Here is a 25658-nt window from a genome sequence, read left to right as displayed (position 1 = left end):
TCCCTGATAACTTCATATTGCGTGCCTTTTTTTAAGGGAATTAGCCAGTGCCTTGATGTACCAGTGGTAGACCATTTATGAAGTAGCCCTAATGAGTAAAAACCTTTATCAAACAGCGTTAGGCTATTGTCGGGTGTTTGCTCTATCAGCTGCTCAGCGAGCGTCATTTCATTAGCCGCAACGGCGTCAAAGGCGGATGCGGTCAATAAGTGACTTGTGAGTTCCATTTGACAGACCATACGAATTTGAGGAAAAGCCGATTCGCGTTTGTCATTGTGCAACTTACCAAATGCATCATTGTTAGCTGGCGTGTCTTCTGCACGCCACACCACGCCATCAACGCCAAGTAAGGTTAATCCACACCAGTTTGGATGTGGTGTGTCTTGATGCCAACGGGATTGAGTCATATTAAAGATATGACGAATAGATTCCGAGCCTAAACGCTGTCTTGCTTGAACAATCGCACTAGGAGCTACAAAAGGTTTCTTACTTGGTAATACAATATCAAGGCGATTAATGACCTGAGTCATAGGCATATCTCGAAACAATGCGCTGCCAATCACACTCCAGACCATTAGCTCAAGAGGTAGCCTGCGCTTCCTGAGTGTTGCGACCCCAGACTCTGCAAGTGCTTGTTGTATTAAAGACTCATCCAGTATTTCCGACAAGCTGTGAATATTAGAATCGATAAATGATGAAATATTGGCGAAGCTATGATTAAGGGGCATAAAAAAATCCGATGACCTGTGATCATCGGATTTTGATCCTATTATGCCAAATGTCAATTGCTTAACTGATCGGCATTGGGCATGCAAGCCGGCTTTTTCGATTTATTATCAATTACTTGATTTGTGGATCAAGTTCACCCGATAAGTATTTAAGGTGCATATCATCTAAAGAGATAGGCTTGATCTTACCAGCTTGGCCTGCCGTACCAAAGGCTTCGTAGCGAGCAACACAGATCTCAGTCATTGCTTTCGTTGCTTCAGCTAAGTATTTACGTGGATCGAAGTTAGCTGGGTTTAAAGCTAAGTGGCGACGAATTGCACCTGTAGATGCTAAACGAAGATCGGTATCGATATTTACTTTACGAACACCGTATTTAATACCTTCGATGATTTGCTCTACTGGCACACCATAGGTTTCAGGGATTTCACCACCGTATTGGTTGATCACTTCTAACCACTCTTGTGGCACTGAAGACGAACCATGCATTACCAAGTGCGTGTTAGGAATTCGCGCGTGGATCTCTTTGATGCGATCAATCGCTAAGATATCGTCTGTTGGTGGACGCGTGAATTTGTACGCACCATGTGATGTACCACAAGCAATAGCAAGTGCATCAACTTGAGTTTTACGAACGAAATCAGCGGCTTCTTCAGGATCTGTTAGCATTTGATCAGTAGATAATTTACCTTCTGCACCCACGCCGTCCTCTTCACCTGCTTCACCTGTTTCAAGTGAACCTAAAACACCTAACTCGCCTTCTACAGACACACCACAAGCATGTGCCATTTCAACGGTTTGACGAGTAACATCAACATTGTATTCATAACTTGAAGGAGTTTTACCATCAGACATTAATGAGCCATCCATCATAACTGATGAAAAGCCTAACTGGATTGAACGCTGACATACACCTGGTGAAGTACCGTGGTCTTGGTGCATTACAACTGGAATATGTGGCCATTCTTCAACGGCAGCTAAAATCATATGACGAATAAAAGGGGCACCAGCATAGGCACGTGCGCCTGCTGAACCTTGTACAATTACCGGGCTGTTTGTTTTGTCAGCCGCTTCCATAATTGCGCGCATTTGCTCTTGGTTATTAACGTTAAAAGCAGGTACGCCGTAACCATTTTCAGCTGCATGATCAAGAAGTTGTCGCATACTGATTAAAGCCATTTGGTATTCTCCAAATTGTATCGACAGTAGTTTCCTACTATCTAGTTTGAACGGATAAGTTATTTTTTGATGCATCACTGCATCACGAAAAGCTCGCGCCTACCGTAACAGCTGTAAATAAAACGAGGGTGAGAGGTATTTTATTAACAGCTAAACCAGCGTAATTACCTAATAACTACGCTGGCATACGCACTAATTACTTAGCACGTTCTTCAAGCATAGCAACTGCTGGTAATTTTTTCCCTTCTAAAAATTCAAGGAAAGCACCACCACCGGTTGAAATGTAAGAAACTTTATCGGCAATGCCGTATTTATCAATCGCTGCAAGCGTATCACCGCCACCAGCAATCGAGAATGCACTTGAGTTAGCAATCGCATCAGCAATAGCACGTGTGCCGTTGCCAAATTGGTCAAATTCAAATACACCTACTGGACCATTCCATACAACGGTGCCTGCATTAGCAATGATTTTTGCTAATTGGTTTGCTGTATCAGGACCAATATCGAAGATCATGTCTTCGTCTGTTACTTCATTCACATCTTTTAGTGTTGCCACTGCAGATTCTGAGAACTCATTACCTACAACAACATCAGTTGGTACCGGGATTTCACCGTTATTAGCTTTTGCTGCCGCACTTAATTTATTTGCTTCATCAATTAAATCAGCTTCAAATAAAGACTTACCTACTGAGTGACCTGCTGCTGCGATGAAGGTATTAGCGATACCACCACCTGTTACAAGTTGGTCAACCACTTTAGAAAGTGAATCAAGTACAGTTAACTTAGTCGATACTTTAGAGCCACCAACGATAGCAACTAAAGGACGAGCTGGGTTATCAAGCGCTTTACCTAGTGCGTCTAACTCTGCCGCAAGTAGTGGACCTGCACATGCAACATCAGCAAATAAACCCACACCGTGAGTCGATGCTTGTGCACGGTGAGCCGTACCAAATGCGTCCATTACGTAAACATCACATAATGCAGCTAGTTTTTTAGACAATGCTTCGTCGTTTTTCTTTTCGCCAGCGTTAAAACGCACGTTTTCGAAAACAACCACTTCGTTATCAGCAACGTCTACGCCTTCTAGGTAGTCTTTTTCAAGACGAACTGTTTGCTCAAGGGCATCATTTAAATAATTAACCACAGGGGCAAGTGAAAACGCTTCATCATATTCCCCTTCCGTAGGGCGGCCAAGGTGTGACATCACCATTACTTTAGCGCCTTTTTCTAACGCTAATTTGATAGTTGGTAATGCTGCACGAATACGCGCATCAGAGGTCACTTTACCTTCTTTTACAGGCACATTTAAATCTTCACGAATTAACACGCGTTTGCCGTTTAAATCTAAATCTGCCATTTTAATGACCGACATGGACTTCTCCTTAGTTAACGATACTAATATTATATTTATAAACTATTGGCTTACAGCCATCATCGCACGCGCAGTGTCGAGCATACGATTCGCAAAGCCCCACTCATTATCGCACCACACTAACAACTTTATCAGTCGTTTATGACTAACACGTGTCTGAGTGCCATCTATGATACAAGAATGTGGGTCATGATTAAAATCTACCGATACCAATGGCTCTTCAGTGTAACTTAAAATACCGTCAAGGCGGTCTTTTGCAGCTAACTTAAGTGCTTGATTGACAGTCGCTAAATTCACATCGGTATTCACTGTTACACTTAAATCCATCGCCGTCACGTTGATAGTGGGTACCCTAACAGCAATGGCTTCAAAGCGACTATGAAACTTAGGCAAAATACGCTCAATACCACGAGCAAGCTTTGTATCTACCGGAATAATAGATTGGCTTGCAGCACGAGTGCGGCGTAAATCATGATGATACGCATCAATCACTTGCTGATCATGCATCGAGGCATGAATCGTTGTAATAGCCCCAGATTCAATCGAAAATGCGTCATCCAGTACTTTAATCACTGGCACAATACAGTTTGTGGTACATGAACCGTTTGAAACAATCGTATGTTCAGCTTTTAGCTCATCATCGTTAATACCATACACAATTGTGGCATCGACATCAGCATCTGCAGGCTGCGAAAACAATACTTTTTTTGCACCAGCAGCTAAGTGTAGTTCTGCATGTTCACGAGAGTGATACACCCCAGTACATTCAAGAACCACATCAACATCAAGCGTTTGCCATGGCAGTTCTGCAGGGTTTTCTTCTGCAAATAAGGCTATAGAGTCGTTAGCAACCGTTAAAGTATCTTCGCCAAGATTAACTGGAAATGAAAAGCGGCCATGAGATGTATCGTATTTAAGGAGATGGGCAATGCCCTTAGGGTCGGCTAATTCGTTAATAGCGACAATTTTGATTTGATCTTCAAGCCCAGACTCATACAGAGCACGGACGATGTTGCGCCCGATTCGACCAAAACCATTAATTGCAAGTTTGATTGCCATGAAGAAGAAAATCCACTCTATTTGCTTGCAGATAAAGGCAGCTGCCTTTTAGATGGCGGTATTGTAATCGACCTTTGAAGTTTTTATAAGAGGGCAAGGTAAATAAAACTACTTTAACAACCCTAGATGGCTCAATTTTGGTAATCGACCTGAAGAGTTTTTATAAGAGGTCAGGTGAAATAAAAGTTGCTTAGTATGTTTTAGATGGCGCAGTTTTGGTAATCGACCTTACACATTATTATAAGAGGTCAGGTGAAATAAAAGTTGCTTAGCATGTTTTAGATGGCTCAATTTTGGTAATCGACCTGAAGAGTTTTTATAAGAGGTCAGGTGAAATAAAAGTTGCTTAGCATGTTTTAGATGGCTCAATTTTGGTAATCGACCTGAAGAGTTTTTATAAGAGGTCATGTGAAATAAAAGTTGCTTAGTATGTTTTAGAAGGCTCAATTTTGGTAATCGACCTTAGACATTTTTATAAGAGAGCAAGGTAAATAAAACTGCTCTAGCAACCTCTGTCTCTCTTTTTTCCTTTATAGCCAGCGACGAACAGATTTTTTGTATTGCTGGTATGCTGACCCAAATTTCTCTGCCATAAACGTTTCTTCTGGCATAATTTGAAATCGGTTCATATAAAGAATAAATACCGGCAACATAATAAAACTCGCAATATTACCAAGATAAATTCCCCAACCAACTAGCATTAGTAACATACCAACATACATTGGGTTACGGCTAATTTGATAAACACCACTTGTAACAAGACTCGCTGACTTTTCTGGAATTCGAGGATCAACGGTCGTGCCTTGCTTACGAAATTGATAAACCCCTAATAAAGCAAACATCACACCTGAAAATGCTATGAGTAGTGCTACAAAAGATGATGCAAAAAACGAGAAGCTAAAACTCATAAACAAGTCAGCTGTGCCCCACATCATCAACGCAATGATCAACAGCAGCACAACTGGGGGCACTTTTAATTCTAACTGATTCACACCAGCTCCCCTACTTTCAATGCCTTACCTCGACTAATTTGATGACACTGTGCTAAGAATAACTCGGCCGTTGCCATCGCATCAGTGAGGGCATGGTGCGAGCTATAATGCGGTAAGTTGTAGCGCTTACGGCATTCGCTAAGTGTTAAATCATCGTGCCCAATTTCGTGGCCTTGCTGGTGCAGGCGTTTTTTTTCAATAACAAAGGTATCAAGAATTAAACGCGCCTTTGCATCTAACCCAAGCGTTCTGCAGGCCTGTTTTAAAAACCCCCAATCAAGTGCCGCGTTATGAAACACTAAAATGCACTCACCAAAATGCTGATGCAGCTTGCCAAGAATGCTTTCGAGGCTTTCACCTGTATCTATGTCTTGTTTTGCAATACCGTGGTAAATCGGGCTTTGCTCTAAGCTTTGCACGTCTTTATTTATTAAGTGCTGTGCACCGCTGAGTTTAATGCATTGATCTTCTATCATCACCCACGCCACCGAGACAATTTCGTGCTGGCGAGGATCTAGGCCCGTTAATTCCATGTCTATCACTACGTAGCGCTCTTTATAGGCATTGGCTGCCAAGAGTTGCTTGCGCGCTAAATACCGACTTAACCAGCGTTTAACCATACCCTCTCCTATAAACTACCGCGAGCAAACTTAAATGCGGCGGCTTGCTGTGCTTGTTTAACCAAATAAAATGCTTCTTTTAATTGATGTCGCTCTAATGAATTCAACGCATTTGGGTTAATACAGTTGCTAGGCAATCCCTCTTCGTTAATTTGCGTGCCTAAACGCAGTTGAGTTAAAAAACGCCAACAGTCTTTTAGGTTATACAAGTCATCTTTATTGAGTAACGAAAATTTCATTAACGCATCAATACGCTCTTGCGTATTAGCACGCTGAATACCCGCTTTGAGGGAATATAAACGTACTATGTCGTTGATGATCACCACACCGCGTTTTTTTAAGTCGAGGTACTTATGCTGCTTTTCGTCTTTCTCTAATTTAAATTGATTAAACAAACCAATGGGCACTGGCGTATTTTTAATGTCGCTGGCCATAGCCGCATAGAATAAGTCATTTTTAGAAATGCGTTTTAGCTGCTCACAAAAGCGCGCATATAAGGTAGTGGAACCTTCAATAAAACGTAGGTCAAAAAATATCTTACAATTGAGCATCGCCTCTGGTGTAGGTGAGGTGATCCACTTATGAAACTTTTCTGTCCAAGCATTAATGCCCATACGGCACTGTGCATTGCTCGCCATAATATTGCCAGGGCAACGTTTTATACCGCACTCAATTAAATGCTCACAGACATACTCGCCCATGCGCTTAAAGTAATCGTGTTGTTCTTCTGTTAAATCATCAGGTAGCAACAGGCCATTATCTTGGTCAGAATGCAGTGTTTGTTCTTCTCGTGCTTGTGAACCAAAACAAATAAAACTAAAGCTGGTTGGTGCCGCACCATTATCTTCTTGGAACAAACGAATTAACCGCGAAGTCAACGCATCGGTTAAGCCACTTAATAATTTACCAATCAAGGAGATGTCATCAATATTGTTTGAAAAACCTTTTAATAAACCGGGTATCTCTTGCGAATAACGCTTTAAATCAACCACGCTGTGCGCTTTGTAAATTCGTCCAATCAATTGTACTGGGTCGCTTTTTTGCTGACGCAGTAAATCAGTACTGGTGAGCATACCAAGCGGTTTGTGATGTTCATCAAGCACAGGTAAATGGTGAATATTGTGCTTAAGCATTAAGTGTAGCGCCGAAAACACGCGGTTATTTTCAAAAATAAACTTGGGCTTACACGTCATGATGCTACTTACTGACTCTTGTGGGTCAACCTCATCGGCTAATACGCGGTTGCGTAAGTCTCTGTCGGTCACGACTCCTACAAGACGCTCATGTTCAGTCAACATAATCGATGAAACACCCTGTTGTTTCATTTTTTTAGCGGCTTGACGAATACTTGCATCTGGCGCCAAGGTGACGGCTTTGCGATTCATCAACTCGCAAATTTTTTTCTCCGACCAACTGTCGTTTTGACTTTTATAATGAGACGACAATAAACGGTTTTTATGGGCACGAACAAAGTATTGCTCAAACACTTTATACTCACGGCGTAAGTAATCAAATGCCGCTTGGTTAAGCATGTAAACAATGCCTTCCTTTTGCACTGAAATGCTATTTTGAATTGCTTCGCCAGTTAACAATGAAGGAAAACCAAAGTAATCGCCACTTGATAACTTAGTGATCACATCGCCTTTTGGGTCAACTAAATCATAATCGCCAGAGCGAATTAAAAATAATCTTAGATTATCCGAACTTAACCACTGATTTTGATTCTCACGGGTCAAATAAATAATATCGAGATGGTTTACAAAATACTCACTGGCAGCGCCATCAAGCTGATTAAATGGCGTTTGCTGCATCACAAATTGGGCGACTTCCTGTTGCTCGGTATTCATGGTCATTCTCGCTATATAATAGAGACAATATCTACACTACCCCTGTTTGAAATAAATAAAAAGCCCGACTTAAGTCGGGCTTTTAAACGTCAAGAGTGTGTTCTTATAAAATGGTATTATTAGTGCGCGTGTGCTGCGCTCGAACCTTTAGGGTTACGGATACCTTCAACCATTTCTTGGATTTCAACTGGTGTTTCAGCCGTTAGTTTAAGTACGATAGCTGCAACTACAAAGTTAACAATCATACCAATAAGACCGATACCTTCAGGTGAAATACCAAATAACCAGTTTGCCGGTGTATTCAACTCAGGGCTTACGAACTTGAAGTAGATAATATAAGCCGCTGTGAATGTAATACCTGTCACCATACCCGCAATCGCACCTTCTTTATTCATCTTCTTAGAGAAGATACCCATAATGATGGCTGGGAAGAAGCTCGCCGCTGCTAAGCCGAAGGCGAAGGCAACAACCGAGGCCACGAACCCTGGCGGGTTAATACCAAAGTAAGCTGAAATCACAATCGCTATCATCGCAGCTAAGCGCGCTGCAAGTAGCTCTTGTTTGTCACTTATATCTGGTTTTAAGGTACGTTTTAATAAGTCATGGGATACCGAGGTCGAGATCACCAATAGTAAGCCTGCTGTTGTTGATAGCGCTGCTGCGATACCACCTGCTGCGACTAATGCAATCACCCATGCTGGTAAGTCTGCGATCTCAGGGTTTGCAAGTACCATGATGTCGCGGTCAACTTTAACTTCGTTTGCGCTGTTTGGATCATCAATCTTACCTGCTGAGTAGAACATTTTGCCGTCACCATTTTTATCGTTAAAGGTGATTAGGCCTGTTCTTTCCCAGTTTTTAACCCAAGCTGGTGCTTCTGCGTACTCTGTACCGCTACCGTCTTTACCGTTAATTGTATCAATCATGTTTACACGAGCGAATGACGCTACAGCAGGTGCTGTTGTATAAACAACTGCAATGAAAACAAGTGTCCATGCAGCTGAGATACGCGTGTCTTTAACACGTGGAACAGTGAAGAAACGAACGATTACGTGCGGTAAACCTGCTGTACCAACCATTAGCGCGCCTGTGATTGCGAATACATCAATCATGCTCTTCGAGCCTTCGGTGTACTGCGCAAAGCCAAGCTCGGTACTGAGTCCATCTAGTTTATCAAGTACAAACTGTCCTGAGCCATCGCTAAGGGTTGCACCGAAACCGGTTTGTGGGAAGAAGTGACCTGTCATCATCATTGAAATGAAGATTGCTGGAACAAGGTAAGCAAATACTAGTACACAGTACTGAGCTACTTGCGTATATGTAATCCCCTTCATACCGCCTAATACAGCGTAGAAGAATACAATCACCATACCAATGTAAACACCGGTCTCAATATCTACTTCTAAGAAGCGAGAGAAAACCACACCTACACCACGCATTTGACCTGCGATATATGTGAAACAGATAAAAATAGCACATAAAATTGCAACAACACGTGCAGCTTGTGAGTAATAACGGTCACCGATGAAATCAGGTACCGTGAACTTACCAAACTTACGTAGGTAAGGAGCTAAACAAAGTGCAAGTAGTACATAACCACCTGTCCAACCCATTAGATATACACCACCGTCATAACCCGCAAACGAGATAATACCCGCCATTGAGATAAACGATGCTGCACTCATCCAGTCAGCAGCGGTTGCCATACCATTTGCTAGCGGCGGTACACCGCCCCCTGCAACATAGAATTCATTTGTTGACCCAGCACGAGCCCAGATTGCGATGCCGATATAAAGCGCGAAGCTTAAACCGACGATAATAAACGTGAGTGTTTGAACATCCATTGCTTAGCTCCTATTCGTCTACGCCGTATTTTTTATCTAACGTATTCATTTTGAAAACGTAAACAAAAATCAAAGCAACAAAGGTGTAAATAGCGCCTTGCTGGGAGAACCAGAAGCCGAGTTTAAACCCAAAGAAACGTATCTCGTTAAGTACGTCTACCAGTAAAATGCCGAAGCCAAATGACACGACAAACCAAATTGCTAATAATTTAAATAGCAGTGCGAGGTTTTCCGCCCAATAAGCTTTTGCTTGTTCTTCATCTTTAAAAGCCATTTTTTATCCCCTTATGCATTACAAAAAAGTAATGAGTGGTATTAGTTGTCATTAACTAAGTTAGCAAGGGTTCTGATTTATGGAATTGAGACCATAGTCGTAACAGTTAGTTTACGTTTACGTAAACTGCAAAACACCGTTTGTTAACGAATGGTAAAAAACAATATTTAACAACAACTTAACCTATAAAGATAAATTTGCGAAATAGCGAAAATAGTAAAAACGAATGATCTGCGACATTAGTCTAATAACAGCGCATAAAACAGCACTATCTTTTAAATATCAACAACTTGCTTTTTATTAATTTTTATTGCAAAAAATCTAGCCATCGAAATCGCGCATAATTCTGGTAAGGTAGTGTTATTACAATAATTACTGAATTTAAACATGACAGCTGCGCTTTTATTTGTTGCACTCGCCTATATTGGCGTGTTGTTTTGGTTGGCAAATTGGGGAGACAAAACCACTCCTCTTGCAAAAAGAATTAGTCACCACCCATTTGTCTATTCTTTTTCACTAGGGATTTACTGTACGTCTTGGACCTACTATGGTTCGGTTGGTACAGCAGCCACCAGCAGTTGGAACTACTTACCTATTTTAATTGGCCCTGCGCTGCTATTTTTCTTCGGCCAAGGGTTTTTACGTAAATTAGTACTGGTCAGTAAAAAGCAAAATATCACCACTATCGCCGACTTTATTTCTGCTCGCTATGGTAAACGGCAAACCACCGCGATTATGGTAACGATTATCGCTTTATTAGCGACTATTCCGTATATCGCACTGCAATTAAAAGCACTAAGTAGCAGCTTCTTACTGCTGCAAAACGACGATCGTATTTCGGGATCTATGCTGGCCCTTTCAGCAACACTTATCATGGCAATGTTTGCGATATTCTTTGGTACTCGTAAGGTGGATGTAACCGAATATCGCTCGGGGCTGATGCTGGCTGTTGCCTTTGAATCGATGATTAAATTACTGGCTTTAGTGGCCGTTGCTGGGCTTGCTTTATACACATTATTTAATTTAACTACGGTGCAAACCGAGCAACTAAAGGGCTCTATTTGGCAGCACTGGCATAACTTCGACTTTTTTAGCTTTAACTTTATCGGTCAGTCATTAATGGCAGCTGCGGCGATTATCTGTTTACCAAGGCAGTTCCATGTAACTGTGGTCGATAACCAAGATAAACGCCATCTTTATACAGCCCGCTGGGCATTCCCCCTGTATTTGTTACTGACTGCTGCAATGATTTTCCCTATTGCAACGGCAGCTATACACCCAGGCATTGGTAGTGGCTTCTCTCCAGATAGCTTTGTATTAGCCCTACCGCTGATGCACGAAAACGCCTTTTTAACGACCTTTGTATTTATCGGGGGTCTATCAGCGGCTACAGCGATGATTGTTGTAGCCACACTTACACTCAGCACCATGATCTCAAACGATGTGGTATTGCCGCTAATGCTGCGTCGTAAGTTTAAACGTAACCTCATCACCAGCAGCTATAAATCACAAATTCTGTTAGTTAGACGATTCACAATTGCTGGCATTTTGATTTTGTCGTATTTCTACCAGCAATGGTTTGGTCATGGTAAAGCTTTGGCTAGTATGGGTTTAGTGGCCTTTTCTTTAGTGTCGCAATTACTGCCTGCTATTGTGGGTGGTCTATATTGGCGAAAAGGCCATGCTTATGGGGTTTATGCGGGATTATTAGCAGGCTTCATTTGCTGGGTTTTATTCTTAATGCTACCTATTTTAGATGCAGGCAATACCTTAAACGCAGAGCTACAACAAACACTCATTACTCGTGGCACCCTCATTGCTTTATTTGCCAATATTGGCTGTTACATTAGTTTTTCGCTCGGTGCAGATGAGCGTTTAATTGATAAAATTCAGGCAGCTGCCTTTGTTAATCCTAAAGATCAAGCTGTGTTTGCTAGACGCTTGAATAAAAATGTGAAAGCCACCGTCTACGACTTTAAGGTTCTGCTACAAACCTTCTTGGGCGTACAGCGCTCGCAACAAGTTTTAGCCCATTACTCCTTAACTCATAACTTAGATAATAATAACGCACACCCAGAACCTGAGTTTATTGCCTATTGTGAACGCGCCTTAACTGGTGTGCTTGGTGCCTCTTCAGCACAGGCGCTGATCCACACAGTTGCCTCTGGTAAACGCATGGCCTTTGAAGAAGTCGTTAACTTTTTTGATGAAACCACACAAGCTCTGCAATTTAACCAAAACCTATTATTCACCTCACTTGAAAACCTCAGCCATGGTATTTCTGTTGTTGATAAAGAGCTTAATTTAGTGGCATGGAATAAGCGCTACGCAGAAATGTTTGACTACCCAGAAAACTTTTTAGAGGTTGGTCAACCCATAGAGGAAGTGATCCGCTACAATGCCGAGCGCGGCGAGTGTGGCCCAGGTGAAGTTGAGCGCCATGTAGAAAAGCGCGTGCAGCATCTTAAAAACGGCACGCCCCACCACTTTATTCGCCACCGCCGTAATGGCCAAGTGTTCGAAATGATTGGTAACCCACTGCCAGATGGTGGCTTTGTAACAAGTTTCTCTGATGTTACCACGCATATCGAAACGCAAAATGCGCTTGAAGAAGTAAACATGGACCTTGAAAACCGTATTGAAGCGCGTACTCAAGAAATCCGTACTATCAATAAAGATTTACAAGCACAAATCGACAGCCGAGTACAAACTGAGCAAGCACTTACTTTAGCTAAAAAAGAGGCAGAACAAGCTAATGACAGTAAGACGCGATTTTTAGCCTTAGCAAGTCACGATATTTTACAACCGCTAAATGCGGCGCGTCTGTACCTTGCAGCCATTGATGATAAAACCCTTTCGAACAACAACTTAAATAACTTTGAAAAGCTTGGCGCAAGTTTAGATTCAACGGTGCATTTGATGTCTGCGCTGTTAGAAATTGCCAAGCTCGAGCAAGGGGCAATGACGCCAACTCCACGTCACTTTAGTATTGATGACATACTTGCCCCGCTTAAGAACGAATACGCCATTATGTCGAGCGAAAAAGGCTTAAAACTCACGGTGCGTTCAAAAGGAGTTATCGTTCACAGTGATATCACTTATTTACGACGAATTATTCAAAACTTGGTGTCAAATGCAGTTAAATACACTGATAGTGGCCGAGTTTTAATTGCTTGTCGCAAACGCAAACATCATTTACGTATTGAAGTATGGGACACAGGCCCCGGCATTACAGAAGTAGAGCAAGCGAAGATCTTTAATGACTTTTATCGTATTGAAGCCGGTGATAACAAAGGGGTGGGCCTTGGCTTAGGAGTTGTAAAACGAATGGCCGACTTACTCTCTTTACGATTAGATGTCAGTTCAAAGCCTGGCAAAGGTAGCCGCTTTAGTATTGAAGTACCTTATGGTGAAAGCCAATTTATTCAACAAAAAGAGGCACCTAAAAAAGGTGTTGAGAACCGCAGTGCAATGAATATTATTGCGGTGGATGACGACCCTGAAAACCTTAATGCCATGGCAAGCCTATTGCAAAAGTGGCAGGCCAATTACCAGCTCTTTGATCAAGTTGAAACCGTGATGGCCTATGCCAAAGAGCACCGAGCGCCCGATGTGATCTTAATGGATTATCAGCTCGGTCATGATTGCGATGGCATCACGCTTATTAAAACCCTACGAGAAATTTGGCAAAGCCCAGTACCGGCGATTTTAATCACAGCGGTACGTGATGAAGCGCTAAAACAGCAAACCAAAGAAGAGCAAATTCATTACCTTAGTAAACCTGTTAAGCCCGCAAAACTTAAAGCACTGCTTAACCACAGTACTTAACAATAGTGCTTAACCAACGTTTTTAAAACATAGATTTAAGGCAAAGCAGTAGGCTTTGCCTTAAATTTTTGGAACAACCAACTAAGCGCAACTAACGACAAGCCTAAGCCGATAAACGAAATAGCCCGCAATAATCCAGTTAAGTTTGCCATATCAATCAAGAACACTTTTAACACTACCAGCGCCAATAAGCCAAGGCCAAGCTTTTGTAATAACGTAATGGTTTTTAAATGCCCTATCACAACTAACATAGCACCGATAATAAGCCAAACTAAAGAATAACTGTAAAGCTCGGCATCTGAGGTTGGCAAAGCAATATTTATAAACTCGCCTTGCCAGTTGTGGCGAATTTCCGCATTGATATATAAAACACTCATCACACCTGCAAGTGCTGTAAACAGCTTTTGTAAATAGTGTTGAGATTTCGTCAGTCGGCTTGCCCAAATTGCAATTAAAGCTGGTACTAACCAAAGTAATAGTAACCAGTTAATAATCGGCCAGCTGCCTATATTTATCGGTTCAAAAAACGGATTTACAGCGGTAAAGCTTTTCACTACTAGCAAACCGCTTAATGTTAATAACGCAAAACCAGCCATTTGATAGAGCTCAGCCAATTGCGCAGTAAAGCGTGAGCGCAGTAAGTAAACACAGCCCAAGATGCCCCAGTTACAGGTCAGTAAAATATGCTCATACACAGACAAATTCTCAAAGTCAGGATAGCGCCCTACTAACTGATAGCTCGTCTCTGTGGTAATAAATAAAGCAATGCAATGTAGGGCTGCACCCTCTAGCCACATTCGAACAGATTGCTGCTGCCAATGCCTTGCTGCCAAGTAAAATAAGCAAGCACATACAGGATAAACAACCAAACTCCAATGTACACCGAGCAGCAGCGCATCACTGTAATCCGCTGACCAAGGTGCAAAACTTAATCTAATGAGTAAAGCACCAACTAAACCTTTAAGCGGCCAAGTCAGTATGCTGAGTGACTGTTTAATCACATAAAAACTGATCAACAACACTTGCACAGCAAGCGCTAAGGTCAAGCTGCTACCTTCAAGGAGCATGGTTAATGCCAAACTAATATTGGCATTACCGCCGAGCCAGTAACTAAATACTCGCATTGGATTTGTGCTATTGATGGATAACTTAAATAGCCAGGCAGACAGTGCCAGTAATACAAAGCACCAAACCGGGTATGCCGTCATCAAGGCATGGTCGGGAGTGATGAGATATAAGCAACTAATAATCACAAAACTTGAAAGTGATGCAAGTAACGTAAAGCCAAAGCGTTTAGGGTATTTACGACCAAATAAAAAACCATAGCCTGCAAACAGAGCAATAAAGAACAGCCCTGCTCCGTAGTTTTGCCGAAATACAAAAAGTTGCTCAGAATAATCAACAGTATTATTTTGCCCTGTCAGCAAACACACCACACTCACCACAGATATTATTAGCCAGTGATCCCATGTACTGTTTTTTAATACCAAAAACAACAGTAAAGCCACTAACAACAACATACTCAATTGCCAAGTAAGCAGTTGGTTACTACTCATGAGTAAAAGATAAAGTGGTACGACAACCGCTAATAACAAAGGGTTGTCGGGCAGTTGTTTCAGTAGCGTTTTAAAGCGATGTGGGCGGTATTCAATTTGCTTAAAGCCCAGCCCAAGGCGTGGAATAGCAATTAACAATATGATGCTAAATAGAGCATAAAGATTAATAAACCAATGCAGGTTTTTAGATACTGTCAATGCAACTAAAATGTACCAACCTAAATGACCTGCCCATAACAGATACCACAGCCAATGACGTTTTACATAATGCGCTACCAGCGAAGCAGAAACACTAACAAAAGCAACATAGGTAAGCAGCGCTATAAAATCATTATTCCCAGTATTGACCCAAACCGGCACGCTGTAGGCGCCAATAATACCAATGACCGCAAGCACTGGACCAAAACGCAGCGCCATCCAGCTTGCAGCTACAGAGATTAAGGTTAAAACGCTAAATGCAGGTAATGCTTGGAGTAAGCCATAATGGCTGTAGGCCAGTAAAGTGAGCGCAAAACAACTGATAAAGCCGCCGCTAGCAAGCGCAGCGGGAATATAGTTACTAAACCCATCAAAGATAATACCTTTACGATGTAACACCTCAGCCGCAACAATTAAGCTCAGACCAAAAATAGCCCCAAGTGTGAGTCGCATAGTTTCGGATAATAAGCCTGCTTCCAGTGAATAGCGGGCTAAAAAGATACCACCAAAGGCAAGTGCAACCGCTCCTACCCAAGTTAGCCAATTGGCTTTGATTTGTGTAACGAGTTGGCTTACTAGCGGATTTAAAATGGCAGGCTTGGGTTTTGTTGGCTCTGGCTTTTTAGGGATAGCCTCAATCGGCTTAATAATGACTTTCGGCTTTGGTTCAAATTTTGCTGAGTCAGTCAGATCTTCGTTTGAATTTTCAAACGTGTTTGCAGTATTTGTTTGAGGGTTATTAACATATGTCGCGTTAAGTTTTACTCGAAGAGCAGCCACCTCTCGCTTTAAACTAGAGAGTTGAAAAAGGGCAATAATGCCAGCAATTGAGCCACCTACAACAACTAGTGCTAGTAAGACTAGTAACGCAATACCGCCGTCCATACTCTCTCCTTGTGTATACTTTAAACAAAAAAGCAAAAGCCTTAATTGTTTATACAATAAACACTTAGCAAGAGTAAATAAACAACGATATTGCGTTTTAGCCGGTTAAGACTGTTCAGTCACCGTACGCTCTAAGGTCATCTTGTAACCTGAATCAGTGGTTTCATCGTGTTCAATCACCAAGATATAGTTACCTTCTTCGGTAAAATCCATATCGCTTTGTTGCAAGAGCACAATCTGTTGGCCGTTATCTTCAAACACCACATAAGTTGTATAAACTTCGTTATCAACCACCTGCTCTTGTTGGTCGTATTGATCTAACCCTTCAACAACATTGCTAGTATCTTCAACCGTTTCGCCATTGAGGGTAAAGTACACATCGACTTCGTCTATCTCTTGCCCTGCATAGCTATCAATTAAGTTAACCACAGTAACTGCGTGGCTGTAGCTGCTTGGTGTTAGATTTTCTTCAATGGTCATCATACGAGGGCCGTAATCTTTGTCATTGTAGAAAAGACCAACCGCACTTTGCTCACGCTCTAATGTCATTAAGAAATTATCTACAATCGTGTCGCCAGCTTCATCTAACATGGCGACGCTGTAACTATTTGGCGACATACTCATGTATTCAGAGTAACTATCGTTGCTAACAACTTCGGTGTTAGTCGCCGTTGTGCCTCGGGTTACTTTAAACTGGGTTTGCGTGTAATCATCAATGGTATTAATAAAACGCAGCTGACCTTGCGCGTCTTGGTGGTTTAGTTGTGTTACAGAGCTACTTGCCGTAACGACATCAAGCGTAATGCCATCTTCTTCTGTTGCATAACTTGGGCGGATCATCACCATGTACGTTGCTTCATCATTAAAATACACGGTTGGTGATTCAAAAATCACATCTGTGCTGCCGCTAGCGGTAATATAAATAGTGTAATAACCTTCCTCAAGCGTCGCTAATTCTGGCTCAACGAGGTATTGCGAAGTCATTAATAACTCTGCGGTATCAAATACACCGTCGTCAGTGGCAACATATACATCGTAAAGATTGTCTTCGCCAACAATATTAAAAAAGCCGACATTGAATTCATCTTCATCGCTTGACGTCGGCACACTTAGCTCTGTAAAAATTGGTTCAGCAAAGTCACCATTCATTACTAATAACTGAGTTTGATCATTTTTTATATTGATAGTTTCTTCGTCAATCGTAATATAACTGTCGTTGGCATCAACATATTCAAAACTGAGATCATACTCCCCCGAACTGTAGTTATGACGAGTTGATACATCACCAAAGTCTGCCCCCGAGCGCTCAGTGTCATCAACAAATAAACGCGTGTATGGGCTGTTGTAAGAGCCATTGTACAGTTGCACATAGCCACTATTGCTACTGCTGCTGTCATCGCTTGAGCAGGCAGCTAGTACCGAAAGCAAACTTGAGGCAACAATTGTTTTAAGCAGAGTGCTTTTCATGGAATTTTTTCCTTATTGTTTGTAATACCCCATTCTGACTCGAATAAATCGAAAAAATTCTATGTTTTACAAACTATTACCTTCACTTACAGTTACTTACGATAAGGTTAAAAAGTGTAGAAAATGATGTAGAAAAGCACTTAATTAATCATAATTATGGACAGAAAATCACATTTATAGTGAAAGCAGCTTACTTTTACACGAAAAGTAAATAATGGTTACATTTTAGGCGTTTATGCAATCAAATCAGATAAATTATTAGATAGTTAAATTTGCGCTATGCAGCACAAAAAAATTAGCAAATAATGGTGTTCACACAAACGGGATTAGAATGAGGACTATGAACACGATTTTAACCACACAATGCGATGATGATGTTGGTCTAATTGCCAAGATCACTGGCCTTTGTCATCAGCATAATTTAAACATTACGCGTAATAACGAATTTGTAGATAAAGACGCTAAACGCTTTTTTATGCGTACAGAGTTAAGCGGTGTTATTGCTGAGGACTTTTTACCAAGGCTTGCTGAGCTACTTCCTGATGGCGCAGAGCTTGCCCTGCACAGCAGCGAAAAAACGAAAGTGGTATTGCTTGCCACTAAAGAAGCGCACTGCTTAGGTGGTGTATTACTTAAGCAGTTCGAAAAAGCCTTAAACATCGAAGTACTGGCTGTGATTGCCAACTACGCTGATTTAGCGCCATTGGCTGCAGGCTTTGGCGTGCCATTTCATGTGGTATCGCACGAAGGTTTAAGCCGTGCGGAGCATGATCAACAAGTCGGTGATTTAATTGCCAGCTATCAGCCTGATATTATCGGCCTTGCAAAATATATGCGTATTTTAAGCCCTGAATTTGTGGCGCGCTTTGAAGGTAAGATTATTAATATTCACCATTCATTTTTGCCTGCCTTTATTGGTGCAAAGCCTTACCATCAGGCGTTTGAACGCGGTGTAAAAATTATTGGTGCGACCGCCCATTTTGTTAATAATGAGCTTGATGAAGGGCCGATTATTTTACAAGATGTGACGCATGTCAGCCATGCGGATACCGCAGAGATGATGGCAAAAATGGGTAAAGATGTAGAGAAAACAGTATTCTGTAAAGCGCTGCAACTCGCATCTGAACATAAACTGTTTATCAATGGTAATCGAACCGTGGTGTTCGCTTAAGCAATAAAATGAAGAGGCTGAATGGCCTCTTTATTATTTTTATTATCGTTTGTTATGCCGACTCAATAGGCTCTAATTGTAACTTAGAGGCAATTAATACTGCTTGAGTACGGTTATACACACCTAGCTTTCTAAAAATTGCTGTAATGTGTGCTTTGACTGTTGCTTCAGAGATATGTAACTCGTAAGCAATCTGTTTGTTTAACAAGCCTTCGTGTAAGTATTGCAACACCTTGTATTGCTGCGGCGTCAGTGAAGCCACTTGCGCTGCAATTTCCTTGTCTTCGCCATCTACGGCAGCCACTTTATCTTTAAGTTCAAGTGGAAGCCAAACATCGCCTTCAAGAATGTGGTTGATTGCTAGCGCAATATCATCTGATGAAGATGATTTAGGAATAAATCCCATCGCACCATAACCCATTACTTTAGAAACTACGTTGATGTCTTCGCTGCCAGAAACAACAGCTATTGGTAAGCTTGGATAGTCTTCGCGAATGCGAATAAGGCCGTATAAATCGCCATTGCCTGGCATGTGAAGGTCTAGTAGTAAGATATCAAGATCTTCTTGCTCGCTCAGCACCTGCAAGGTGGTATCAAAGTTTTCCGATTCAAACACTTCTAAATCAGCGAACTTAGCACTCAATGCCCCTTTCAGCGCTTCACGAAATAACGGATGATCGTCCGCTATTAAAAACTGACTCATGGTTCACTCCTAATAAATTCGGCTGACACCTATTTCTAAGTGACAGCCGATATACTACGTTTAGAATCAACTTCTAATCAAGTTTTTAACGCGATTTTAACGATTTAATCGGTTTTCGATTAGCTCATCAACAACGCTCGGATCGGCTAGTGTAGAAGTATCTCCAAGCTGTTGGTGCTCATTTGCCGCAATTTTACGTAAAATTCGACGCATGATCTTACCAGAACGAGTTTTCGGTAAACCTGGAGACCATTGGATCATATCTGGTGAAGCAATTGGGCTTAATTCTTTACGAACCCAGTTACGTACCTCTTTTGTTAGTTCATCGCTTACTACAATCCCCTCATTTGGAGTGATGTAAACATAGATGCCCTGACCTTTAATATCATGCGGGTAACCTACGACTGCAGCTTCTGCTACTGCTTCGTGAGCAACCAATGCACTTTCGATTTCTGCAGTACCTAGGCGGTGACCTGATACGTTAAGTACGTCATCTACACGGCCTGTGATCCAGTAGTAGCCATCTTCATCACGACGACAACCGTCACCTGTGAAGTACACACCTGGGTATGCTGAGAAATAAGTTTGTTCAAAGCGTTCATGGTCGCCATAAACTGTACGTGCTTGTGATGGCCAGCTATCTAAAATAACAAGGTTACCGTCAACTGCGCCTTCTAGTGTATTACCTTCAGCATCAAATAGTGCTGGTGCAATACCAAAGAATGGACGTGTTGCTGAGCCTGGCTTCATATCTGTCGCACCTGGTAATGGTGTGATCATGATGCCGCCAGTCTCTGTTTGCCACCAAGTATCAACGATTGGGCAGTTTTCATTACCAATGTGCTCGTAATACCATGCCCACGCTTCTGGGTTAATTGGCTCACCTACAGAACCCATAACACGAAGACTTTTACGAGTTGAAGTCGCTGTTGGCTCATCGCCTTTCGCCATTAGAGCACGAATAGCAGTTGGTGCTGTGTAAAGGATAGTCACGTTGTGCTTATCAATTACTTCACCCATACGGCCCGCCGTAGGGTAAGTTGGTACACCTTCAAATACGACTTGCGTGCAGCCATTCACTAATGGGCCATAAGCAATGTAGCTGTGACCTGTGATCCAGCCCACATCGGCACTACACCAGAAAATATCGTCTTCTTTAAGATCAAACACATATTCATGTGTCATCGATGCATAAACAAGGTAACCACCGGTAGTATGAACCACACCTTTTGGTTGACCCGTTGAGCCTGAAGTATAAAGAATGAAAAGCGGATCTTCTGCATTCATTGGCTCTGGTTCACACTCAGCTGGTAAGTCAGCGACAAGCTCATGCCACCAAACATCATGACTATTCCATTCAACTTCACCACCCGTTAGCTGATGAACAATAACGTGCTCAACGGTGGTTACCGAGTCTTGTGATACCGCTTCATCAACATTTGCTTTAAGTGGTACGCAGTTGCCAGCACGGCGACCTTCGTCTGAAGTAATTACCACTTTAGCGCCTGAGTCATTAATTCGGTCAGCAATCGCTGATGGAGAGAAACCACCAAATACTACAGAGTGAATCGCACCAATACGCGCACACGCTTGCATAGCGTAAATAGCCTGCGGTGTCATTGGCATGTAAATAGCGACACGGTCACCTTTCGATACACCTAATTTTTTAAGGCCATTAGCTAATTTAGCGACTTCGTCGTGAAGCTTTTGGTAGCTGATGTTTTCGTTATGTTCAGGGTTGTCGCCTTCCCAAATGAGGGCTGTTTTATCGGCTTTAGTAGCAAGGTGGCGGTCAATACAGTTATAAGATGCGTTTAGTTGGCCGTCTTCATACCAGCGAATACTGATGTGGCCTTTGTCGAATGAAGTATTCTTTACTTTATTATAAGGAGTTGACCAATCAAGACGTTTACCGTGTTCTCGCCAAAATCCCTCAGGGTCATCAATCGATTGCTTATACAGTGTATTATATTTATCGTTATCAACTAATGCAGCATTCTTGATATGCGCTGGTACTGGATAGATACTTTCTGACATTGTTGTCGTCTCCATTTTAATTACTTGCCTACGGCCTGCATCAAGGATCACTCAGCAAAGCCCCTGAAAGTATTAGACCTTAGTTGTATATCTTGTCATTTAACAAAAAACGTCGAAATCGCCTTCTATAATCTAGTTCAATGTTAGATTGGTTGTGATTTAACCAGATATTCCACCTTAGTCTAATAGACCAATAGATAATTGAGAGAAGTCTTATCTTAAACAACAGTGGTACAACAACATTATTAAAAAATCATTAATGCAACAAGTAGCTTCGACAGGAATACACATTATGACAACAACAAAAGTAACCGCATTAAAAACACTAGCAGCTTCAGCTGTTTTATCAGCACTTGCCAGCAATGCTAACGCTGCAAACATTGGTAACACAGAGGTTTCTTATGGTGGCTATGTAAAACTTGATGCCATGTGGAGTGATTACTCAGCAGGCGTACCAGCCGGTGGTAGTATTGGCCGTGACTTCTATGTACCAGGTACAACACCAGTAGGCGCAGACAGCGACAGCGATGCTGTATTTGACATGCACGCGCGCCAATCTCGCTTTAACCTAGGTACCGCAACAAAGTTAGACGATGGCAAAACCATCAAAACTAAAATTGAAATCGACTTTATTGCTTCAGCACCAGGCGGTAACGAACGCGTTAGTAACTCTTATGCGCCACGTATTCGTCAAGCATTTGTAACTTATGATGGCTGGTTATTTGGTCAAGCATGGTCAAACTTTCAAAACGTAGGCGCATTACCTGAAACACTCGACTTCGTGGGACCTGCTGAGGGTACCGTGTTCGTACGCCAAGCACAGGCACGTTACACTACTGGCAACTGGTCATTCTCTATCGAAAACCCAGAGAGCACAGTCACAGTAGACGGCGCTCGCGTAGCCACTGATGATGCATCAATGCCTGACTTTACAGCACGTTATGCACATAAAGCTGATTGGGGTGAATTAGTATTTACCGGTCTTGCTCGTCAATTAACTTACAAGCAAAATGGCATTGATGCAGATACATCATCGTTCGGTATCAGCGCCTCAGGTAAAGTTAATTTTGGCCAAAACAACCTAAAATTCATGCTAACTCAAGGCTCAGGTTTAGGCCGCTACATTGGTTTAAACGTAGCAAATGGTGCTGTGCTTGATGGTGATGATTTAGATGCGATTGATTCAACATCAGGTTTTATTGCCTACCAACAACACTGGAACAGCCAATGGCGTTCTACTTTCCTTTACTCATTCTTCTCAGCAGATAACAACACAGATTTACTTGCAGTGACTGGCGACCCTACAGAAATGAGCCAAAGCTATAGTGCCAACCTTTTATACTCGCCTGTTAAAAAGCTCACCTTTGGTGTTGAGTTTAAACATGCCGAGCGTGAGTTAGAAAGCGGTGCTGACGGAGATATGGATCGTCTACAATTTTCTGCAAAATACGTTTTTTAAGATTTAAACTTATTTACTTCCTGAAGCGGCTTCGGCCGCTTTTTTTATATCTCCTTTTTATATTTCTGTGCCCTTTAAACTTTTTTGCAATCAATTATTCACTAAAACAGCAAACCTTAATTGCAAATTATTTTCATTTAGATTAGATTACGCATTAATTTCACGATTCATTGAACTAATTGGAACTTTGCATGTCATCAACAAAAATTTTGCGCTTATCTCAATTAAGCCTTGTGACCTCAGCACTTTTAAGTGGCCACGCTTTTGCAGAACAACAAAAAGAAGAACAAGCAATTGAAAAAATTGCCGTGTATGGCCAGCATCATAAAAACTACATCACTGAAGAAGCACAGTCTGCGACCAAATTAGGGCTAACAATTAAAGAGACACCACAGTCAATCTCTGTTGTTTCACGTGCATTAATGGATGACTTCTCACTCGATAATCTAAACGCTGTACTTGAAAGCACACCGGGTGTGACTGTTGAGCAAATTGAAACTGATCGTACTTATTTTAAAGCTCGCGGTTTTGAAATCACTAACTTCCAGGTTAATGGCATGGGTATGCCACAAGACAACGGTTCAATCCAAGGTACTCTTGATACCTCTATTTTTGATAGTGTTGAAATTGTACGTGGTGCCAATGGTTTAATGACAGGTGCGGGTAACCCTTCAGCAACCGTGAACATGGTTCTAAAACGCCCTACTTATCAAACACAAGTAAATGCGTCTGTATCGTATGGCTCTTGGGACAACAAACGTTTAGAGCTTGACGCTTCAACAGCTATCAACGAAAACCACGCTGTACGTGCAGTATTCACTAAGCACAAAACTGAGTCATACCTTGACCGTTACGAGCAAGATAAAACAATTTATTACCTAGCCTACGAAGGTCAATTAACTGATAGCACAGTAGTCACTGCAAACTATGTAAATCAAAAGAAAGATGCCGACAGCCCACTTTGGGGTGCCTTACCACTTTATTACAGCGATGGTTCAGCAACAAACTTTGATGCGTCAACCAGCACTGCTTCAGATTGGTCATATTGGAATAACACAACTGAGCAGCTGTTCTTATCAATTGAGCAAGCAATCACCAATACTTGGTTCTTAAAAGCCAGCTACGCGCACTTAGAAAATGAGCAAGATTCTGAGCTTTTCTATGTTTACGGCACACCAGACAGAGAAACAGGTCTTGGCCTAACTGGTTATGCGAGTGAATATGACCACAAAGATAAGCACGACATTTTAGATATCTACGCAACAGGTAAATTTGATTTATTTGGTATGGAACATGATCTGTCGTTTGGTGTAAACCAAGCAGATATGGATAACAAAGATAAATCATTGTATGACCGTACAACAGGCAATGGTTTCCCTGCGATGCCTGAGCTAGGTGGTTGGGACGGTGTTGCGCCAGTACCAACACTTACTGATGGTTTAACAGGTGCTGATATCACTAGTCGACAACGCTCTGCATATATTTCAACACGCATTCGTGCAACTGACGCATTCAGCATTTTAGCGGGTGTAAGCCAAGTAAATTGGGAAACGGAAGGTGCCTCTTACGGCGTTGCAAAAGACAAAGATAGCGACCAAACAGTGCCGTACTTCGGTGTTGTTTATGATATCAACGAAAGCTTCTCAACTTACGCAAGCTACACAGAAACCTTTGTTCCGCAAACAGAGCGTGACGTAAACGGTGATTATTTAGATCCAATCACAGGTAAAAGTAGCGAAATTGGTGTAAAGGCACAGCTACTTGATGACGACTTATTTGTAACTGTAGCCTACTTTGATGCAAAACAAGTTGGCCTTGCTGTTGCTATCCCAGGTTCATTACCTGATGACACTCGCTACTATGGCGCAGATGGTATTAACAGTGATGGTATTGAAGTAGAGCTTAGTGGCAAAATCAACGAAACGCTGAGCGCGAGCTTTAGTTTCAGCAATCTAAACATTGATGGTGATGAATTAGTTAAAAACTACACACCTGAAAACCAATTTAAACTTGCTGTAACTCATAAAGTGCCTGAAGTTGATGGTTTAACCTTTGGTTTAAACTACCAATGGCAAGACGACACTAAACGTGTACAACCTACTCAGCCGTCTGGCGTTGTTCCTGTTACTAAGCAAGATGCTTACGGCTTATTAAATCTAATGGCAACATACGATATTAATGACCACATGAGCGTTAACTTAAACGTTAATAACGTAACTAACGAAAAGTACTTACATAGCTTGTTCTGGGAGCAAGGTTATTACGGTGCACCACGTAGTTATTCAGTATCTTTCAACTGGCAGCTATAATTTTATAAAGCGACAAGTTTTAAGCTTTAAGTACATGAAAAGCCGCATCATATGCGGCTTTTTTATCACCCCATTTTACTCTAAGAGCAAAAAACATAGCGAATAACCTTCACTTCATTGCACCTTATAAAT

The 25658-nt window shown here is 41.8% G+C and carries 17 protein-coding genes; 4 read left to right on the top strand and 13 right to left on the bottom strand.

Annotated elements, in window-relative coordinates; translation table 11 throughout:
* From IMPJCBKJ_RS12615 to IMPJCBKJ_RS12575, 9 genes are all read right to left on the bottom strand, one after another.
* On the bottom strand, positions 1-728 hold a 728-nt coding region (locus IMPJCBKJ_RS12615; protein ID WP_166340612.1), incomplete at its 3' end, for an IS4 family transposase.
* A 112-nt stretch (positions 729-840) separates the two neighbouring features.
* Positions 841-1905: a class II fructose-bisphosphate aldolase gene (gene fba / locus IMPJCBKJ_RS12610; RefSeq protein WP_054551166.1), complete on the bottom strand. Its 1065-nt coding sequence runs from the start codon at positions 1903-1905 to the stop codon at positions 841-843.
* A gap of 196 nt (positions 1906-2101) precedes the next feature.
* Positions 2102-3277: a phosphoglycerate kinase gene (locus tag IMPJCBKJ_RS12605; RefSeq protein WP_138599591.1), complete on the bottom strand. Its 1176-nt coding sequence runs from the start codon at positions 3275-3277 to the stop codon at positions 2102-2104.
* Between the two features lie 42 nt (positions 3278-3319).
* Entirely contained in the window at positions 3320-4336 is a 1017-nt protein-coding gene (epd, locus tag IMPJCBKJ_RS12600) for an erythrose-4-phosphate dehydrogenase (protein ID WP_054551164.1), read from the bottom strand.
* Positions 4337-4866: 530 nt separating this feature from the next.
* The gene (locus IMPJCBKJ_RS12595; protein WP_166340611.1) at positions 4867-5328 is read right to left on the bottom strand and encodes an isoprenylcysteine carboxylmethyltransferase family protein; all 462 of its coding nucleotides are present in this window, start codon (positions 5326-5328) and stop codon (positions 4867-4869) included.
* Positions 5325-5948 (bottom strand): 3'-5' exonuclease, encoded by a 624-nt coding sequence (locus IMPJCBKJ_RS12590; protein ID WP_166340610.1) that lies wholly within the window; start codon positions 5946-5948, stop codon positions 5325-5327. The genes IMPJCBKJ_RS12595 and IMPJCBKJ_RS12590 overlap by 4 nt, the downstream gene beginning before the upstream one ends.
* Positions 5949-5956: 8 nt before the next feature.
* Positions 5957-7795 carry a DUF294 nucleotidyltransferase-like domain-containing protein gene (locus IMPJCBKJ_RS12585; protein ID WP_054551335.1) on the bottom strand — a complete coding sequence of 613 codons (1839 nt, stop codon included), beginning with the start codon at positions 7793-7795 and terminating at the stop codon, positions 5957-5959.
* Between the two features lie 119 nt (positions 7796-7914).
* Complete coding sequence (locus IMPJCBKJ_RS12580; RefSeq protein WP_054551161.1) at positions 7915-9639, bottom strand: sodium:solute symporter family protein; 1725 nt, start codon at positions 9637-9639, stop codon at positions 7915-7917.
* A 10-nt stretch (positions 9640-9649) separates the two neighbouring features.
* Positions 9650-9913 carry a DUF4212 domain-containing protein gene (locus IMPJCBKJ_RS12575; RefSeq protein ID WP_054551160.1) on the bottom strand — a complete coding sequence of 88 codons (264 nt, stop codon included), beginning with the start codon at positions 9911-9913 and terminating at the stop codon, positions 9650-9652.
* Positions 9914-10300: 387 nt separating this feature from the next.
* Between IMPJCBKJ_RS12575 and IMPJCBKJ_RS12570 the strand changes: the two genes are divergently transcribed.
* Positions 10301-13741: a PAS-domain containing protein gene (locus tag IMPJCBKJ_RS12570; protein ID WP_138618560.1), complete on the top strand. Its 3441-nt coding sequence runs from the start codon at positions 10301-10303 to the stop codon at positions 13739-13741.
* 35 nt (positions 13742-13776) lie between these two features.
* Here the strand turns inward: IMPJCBKJ_RS12570 and IMPJCBKJ_RS12565 are convergent, their stop codons facing one another.
* Together IMPJCBKJ_RS12565 and IMPJCBKJ_RS12560 are read right to left on the bottom strand one after the other, a co-directional pair.
* Complete coding sequence (locus IMPJCBKJ_RS12565) at positions 13777-16380, bottom strand: DUF2339 domain-containing protein (RefSeq protein ID WP_166340609.1); 2604 nt, start codon at positions 16378-16380, stop codon at positions 13777-13779.
* Between the two features lie 105 nt (positions 16381-16485).
* The gene (locus IMPJCBKJ_RS12560; RefSeq protein ID WP_166340608.1) at positions 16486-17847 is read right to left on the bottom strand and encodes a DUF4397 domain-containing protein; all 1362 of its coding nucleotides are present in this window, start codon (positions 17845-17847) and stop codon (positions 16486-16488) included.
* A gap of 340 nt (positions 17848-18187) precedes the next feature.
* Between IMPJCBKJ_RS12560 and purU the strand changes: the two genes are divergently transcribed.
* Complete coding sequence (gene purU, locus IMPJCBKJ_RS12555; protein ID WP_054551156.1) at positions 18188-19018, top strand: formyltetrahydrofolate deformylase; 831 nt, start codon at positions 18188-18190, stop codon at positions 19016-19018.
* 52 nt (positions 19019-19070) lie between these two features.
* Here the strand turns inward: purU and IMPJCBKJ_RS12550 are convergent, their stop codons facing one another.
* Together IMPJCBKJ_RS12550 and acs are read right to left on the bottom strand one after the other, a co-directional pair.
* A complete protein-coding gene (locus tag IMPJCBKJ_RS12550; protein WP_054551155.1) occupies positions 19071-19721 on the bottom strand; it encodes a response regulator transcription factor in 651 nt (216 codons plus the stop codon).
* Positions 19722-19817: 96 nt separating this feature from the next.
* Positions 19818-21758, bottom strand: coding sequence for an acetate--CoA ligase (acs, locus tag IMPJCBKJ_RS12545; RefSeq protein ID WP_166340607.1), 1941 nt, complete (start codon positions 21756-21758; stop codon positions 19818-19820).
* A gap of 292 nt (positions 21759-22050) precedes the next feature.
* On the opposite strand from acs, the gene IMPJCBKJ_RS12540 reads away from it, so the two are divergent.
* Complete coding sequence (locus IMPJCBKJ_RS12540) at positions 22051-23217, top strand: DcaP family trimeric outer membrane transporter (RefSeq protein WP_138618554.1); 1167 nt, start codon at positions 22051-22053, stop codon at positions 23215-23217.
* A 191-nt stretch (positions 23218-23408) separates the two neighbouring features.
* Complete coding sequence (locus tag IMPJCBKJ_RS12535; protein WP_138618552.1) at positions 23409-25526, top strand: TonB-dependent siderophore receptor; 2118 nt, start codon at positions 23409-23411, stop codon at positions 25524-25526.
* The last annotated feature ends 132 nt before the right edge of the window (positions 25527-25658 follow it).

The sequence above is a fragment of the Pseudoalteromonas sp. MB47 genome, assembly GCF_011319765.1.
Lineage (GTDB): Bacteria > Pseudomonadota > Gammaproteobacteria > Enterobacterales > Alteromonadaceae > Pseudoalteromonas > Pseudoalteromonas simplex.
Note: the sequence above shows the minus strand (reverse complement) of the source record. Positions and strands in the feature narration are given on the sequence as shown.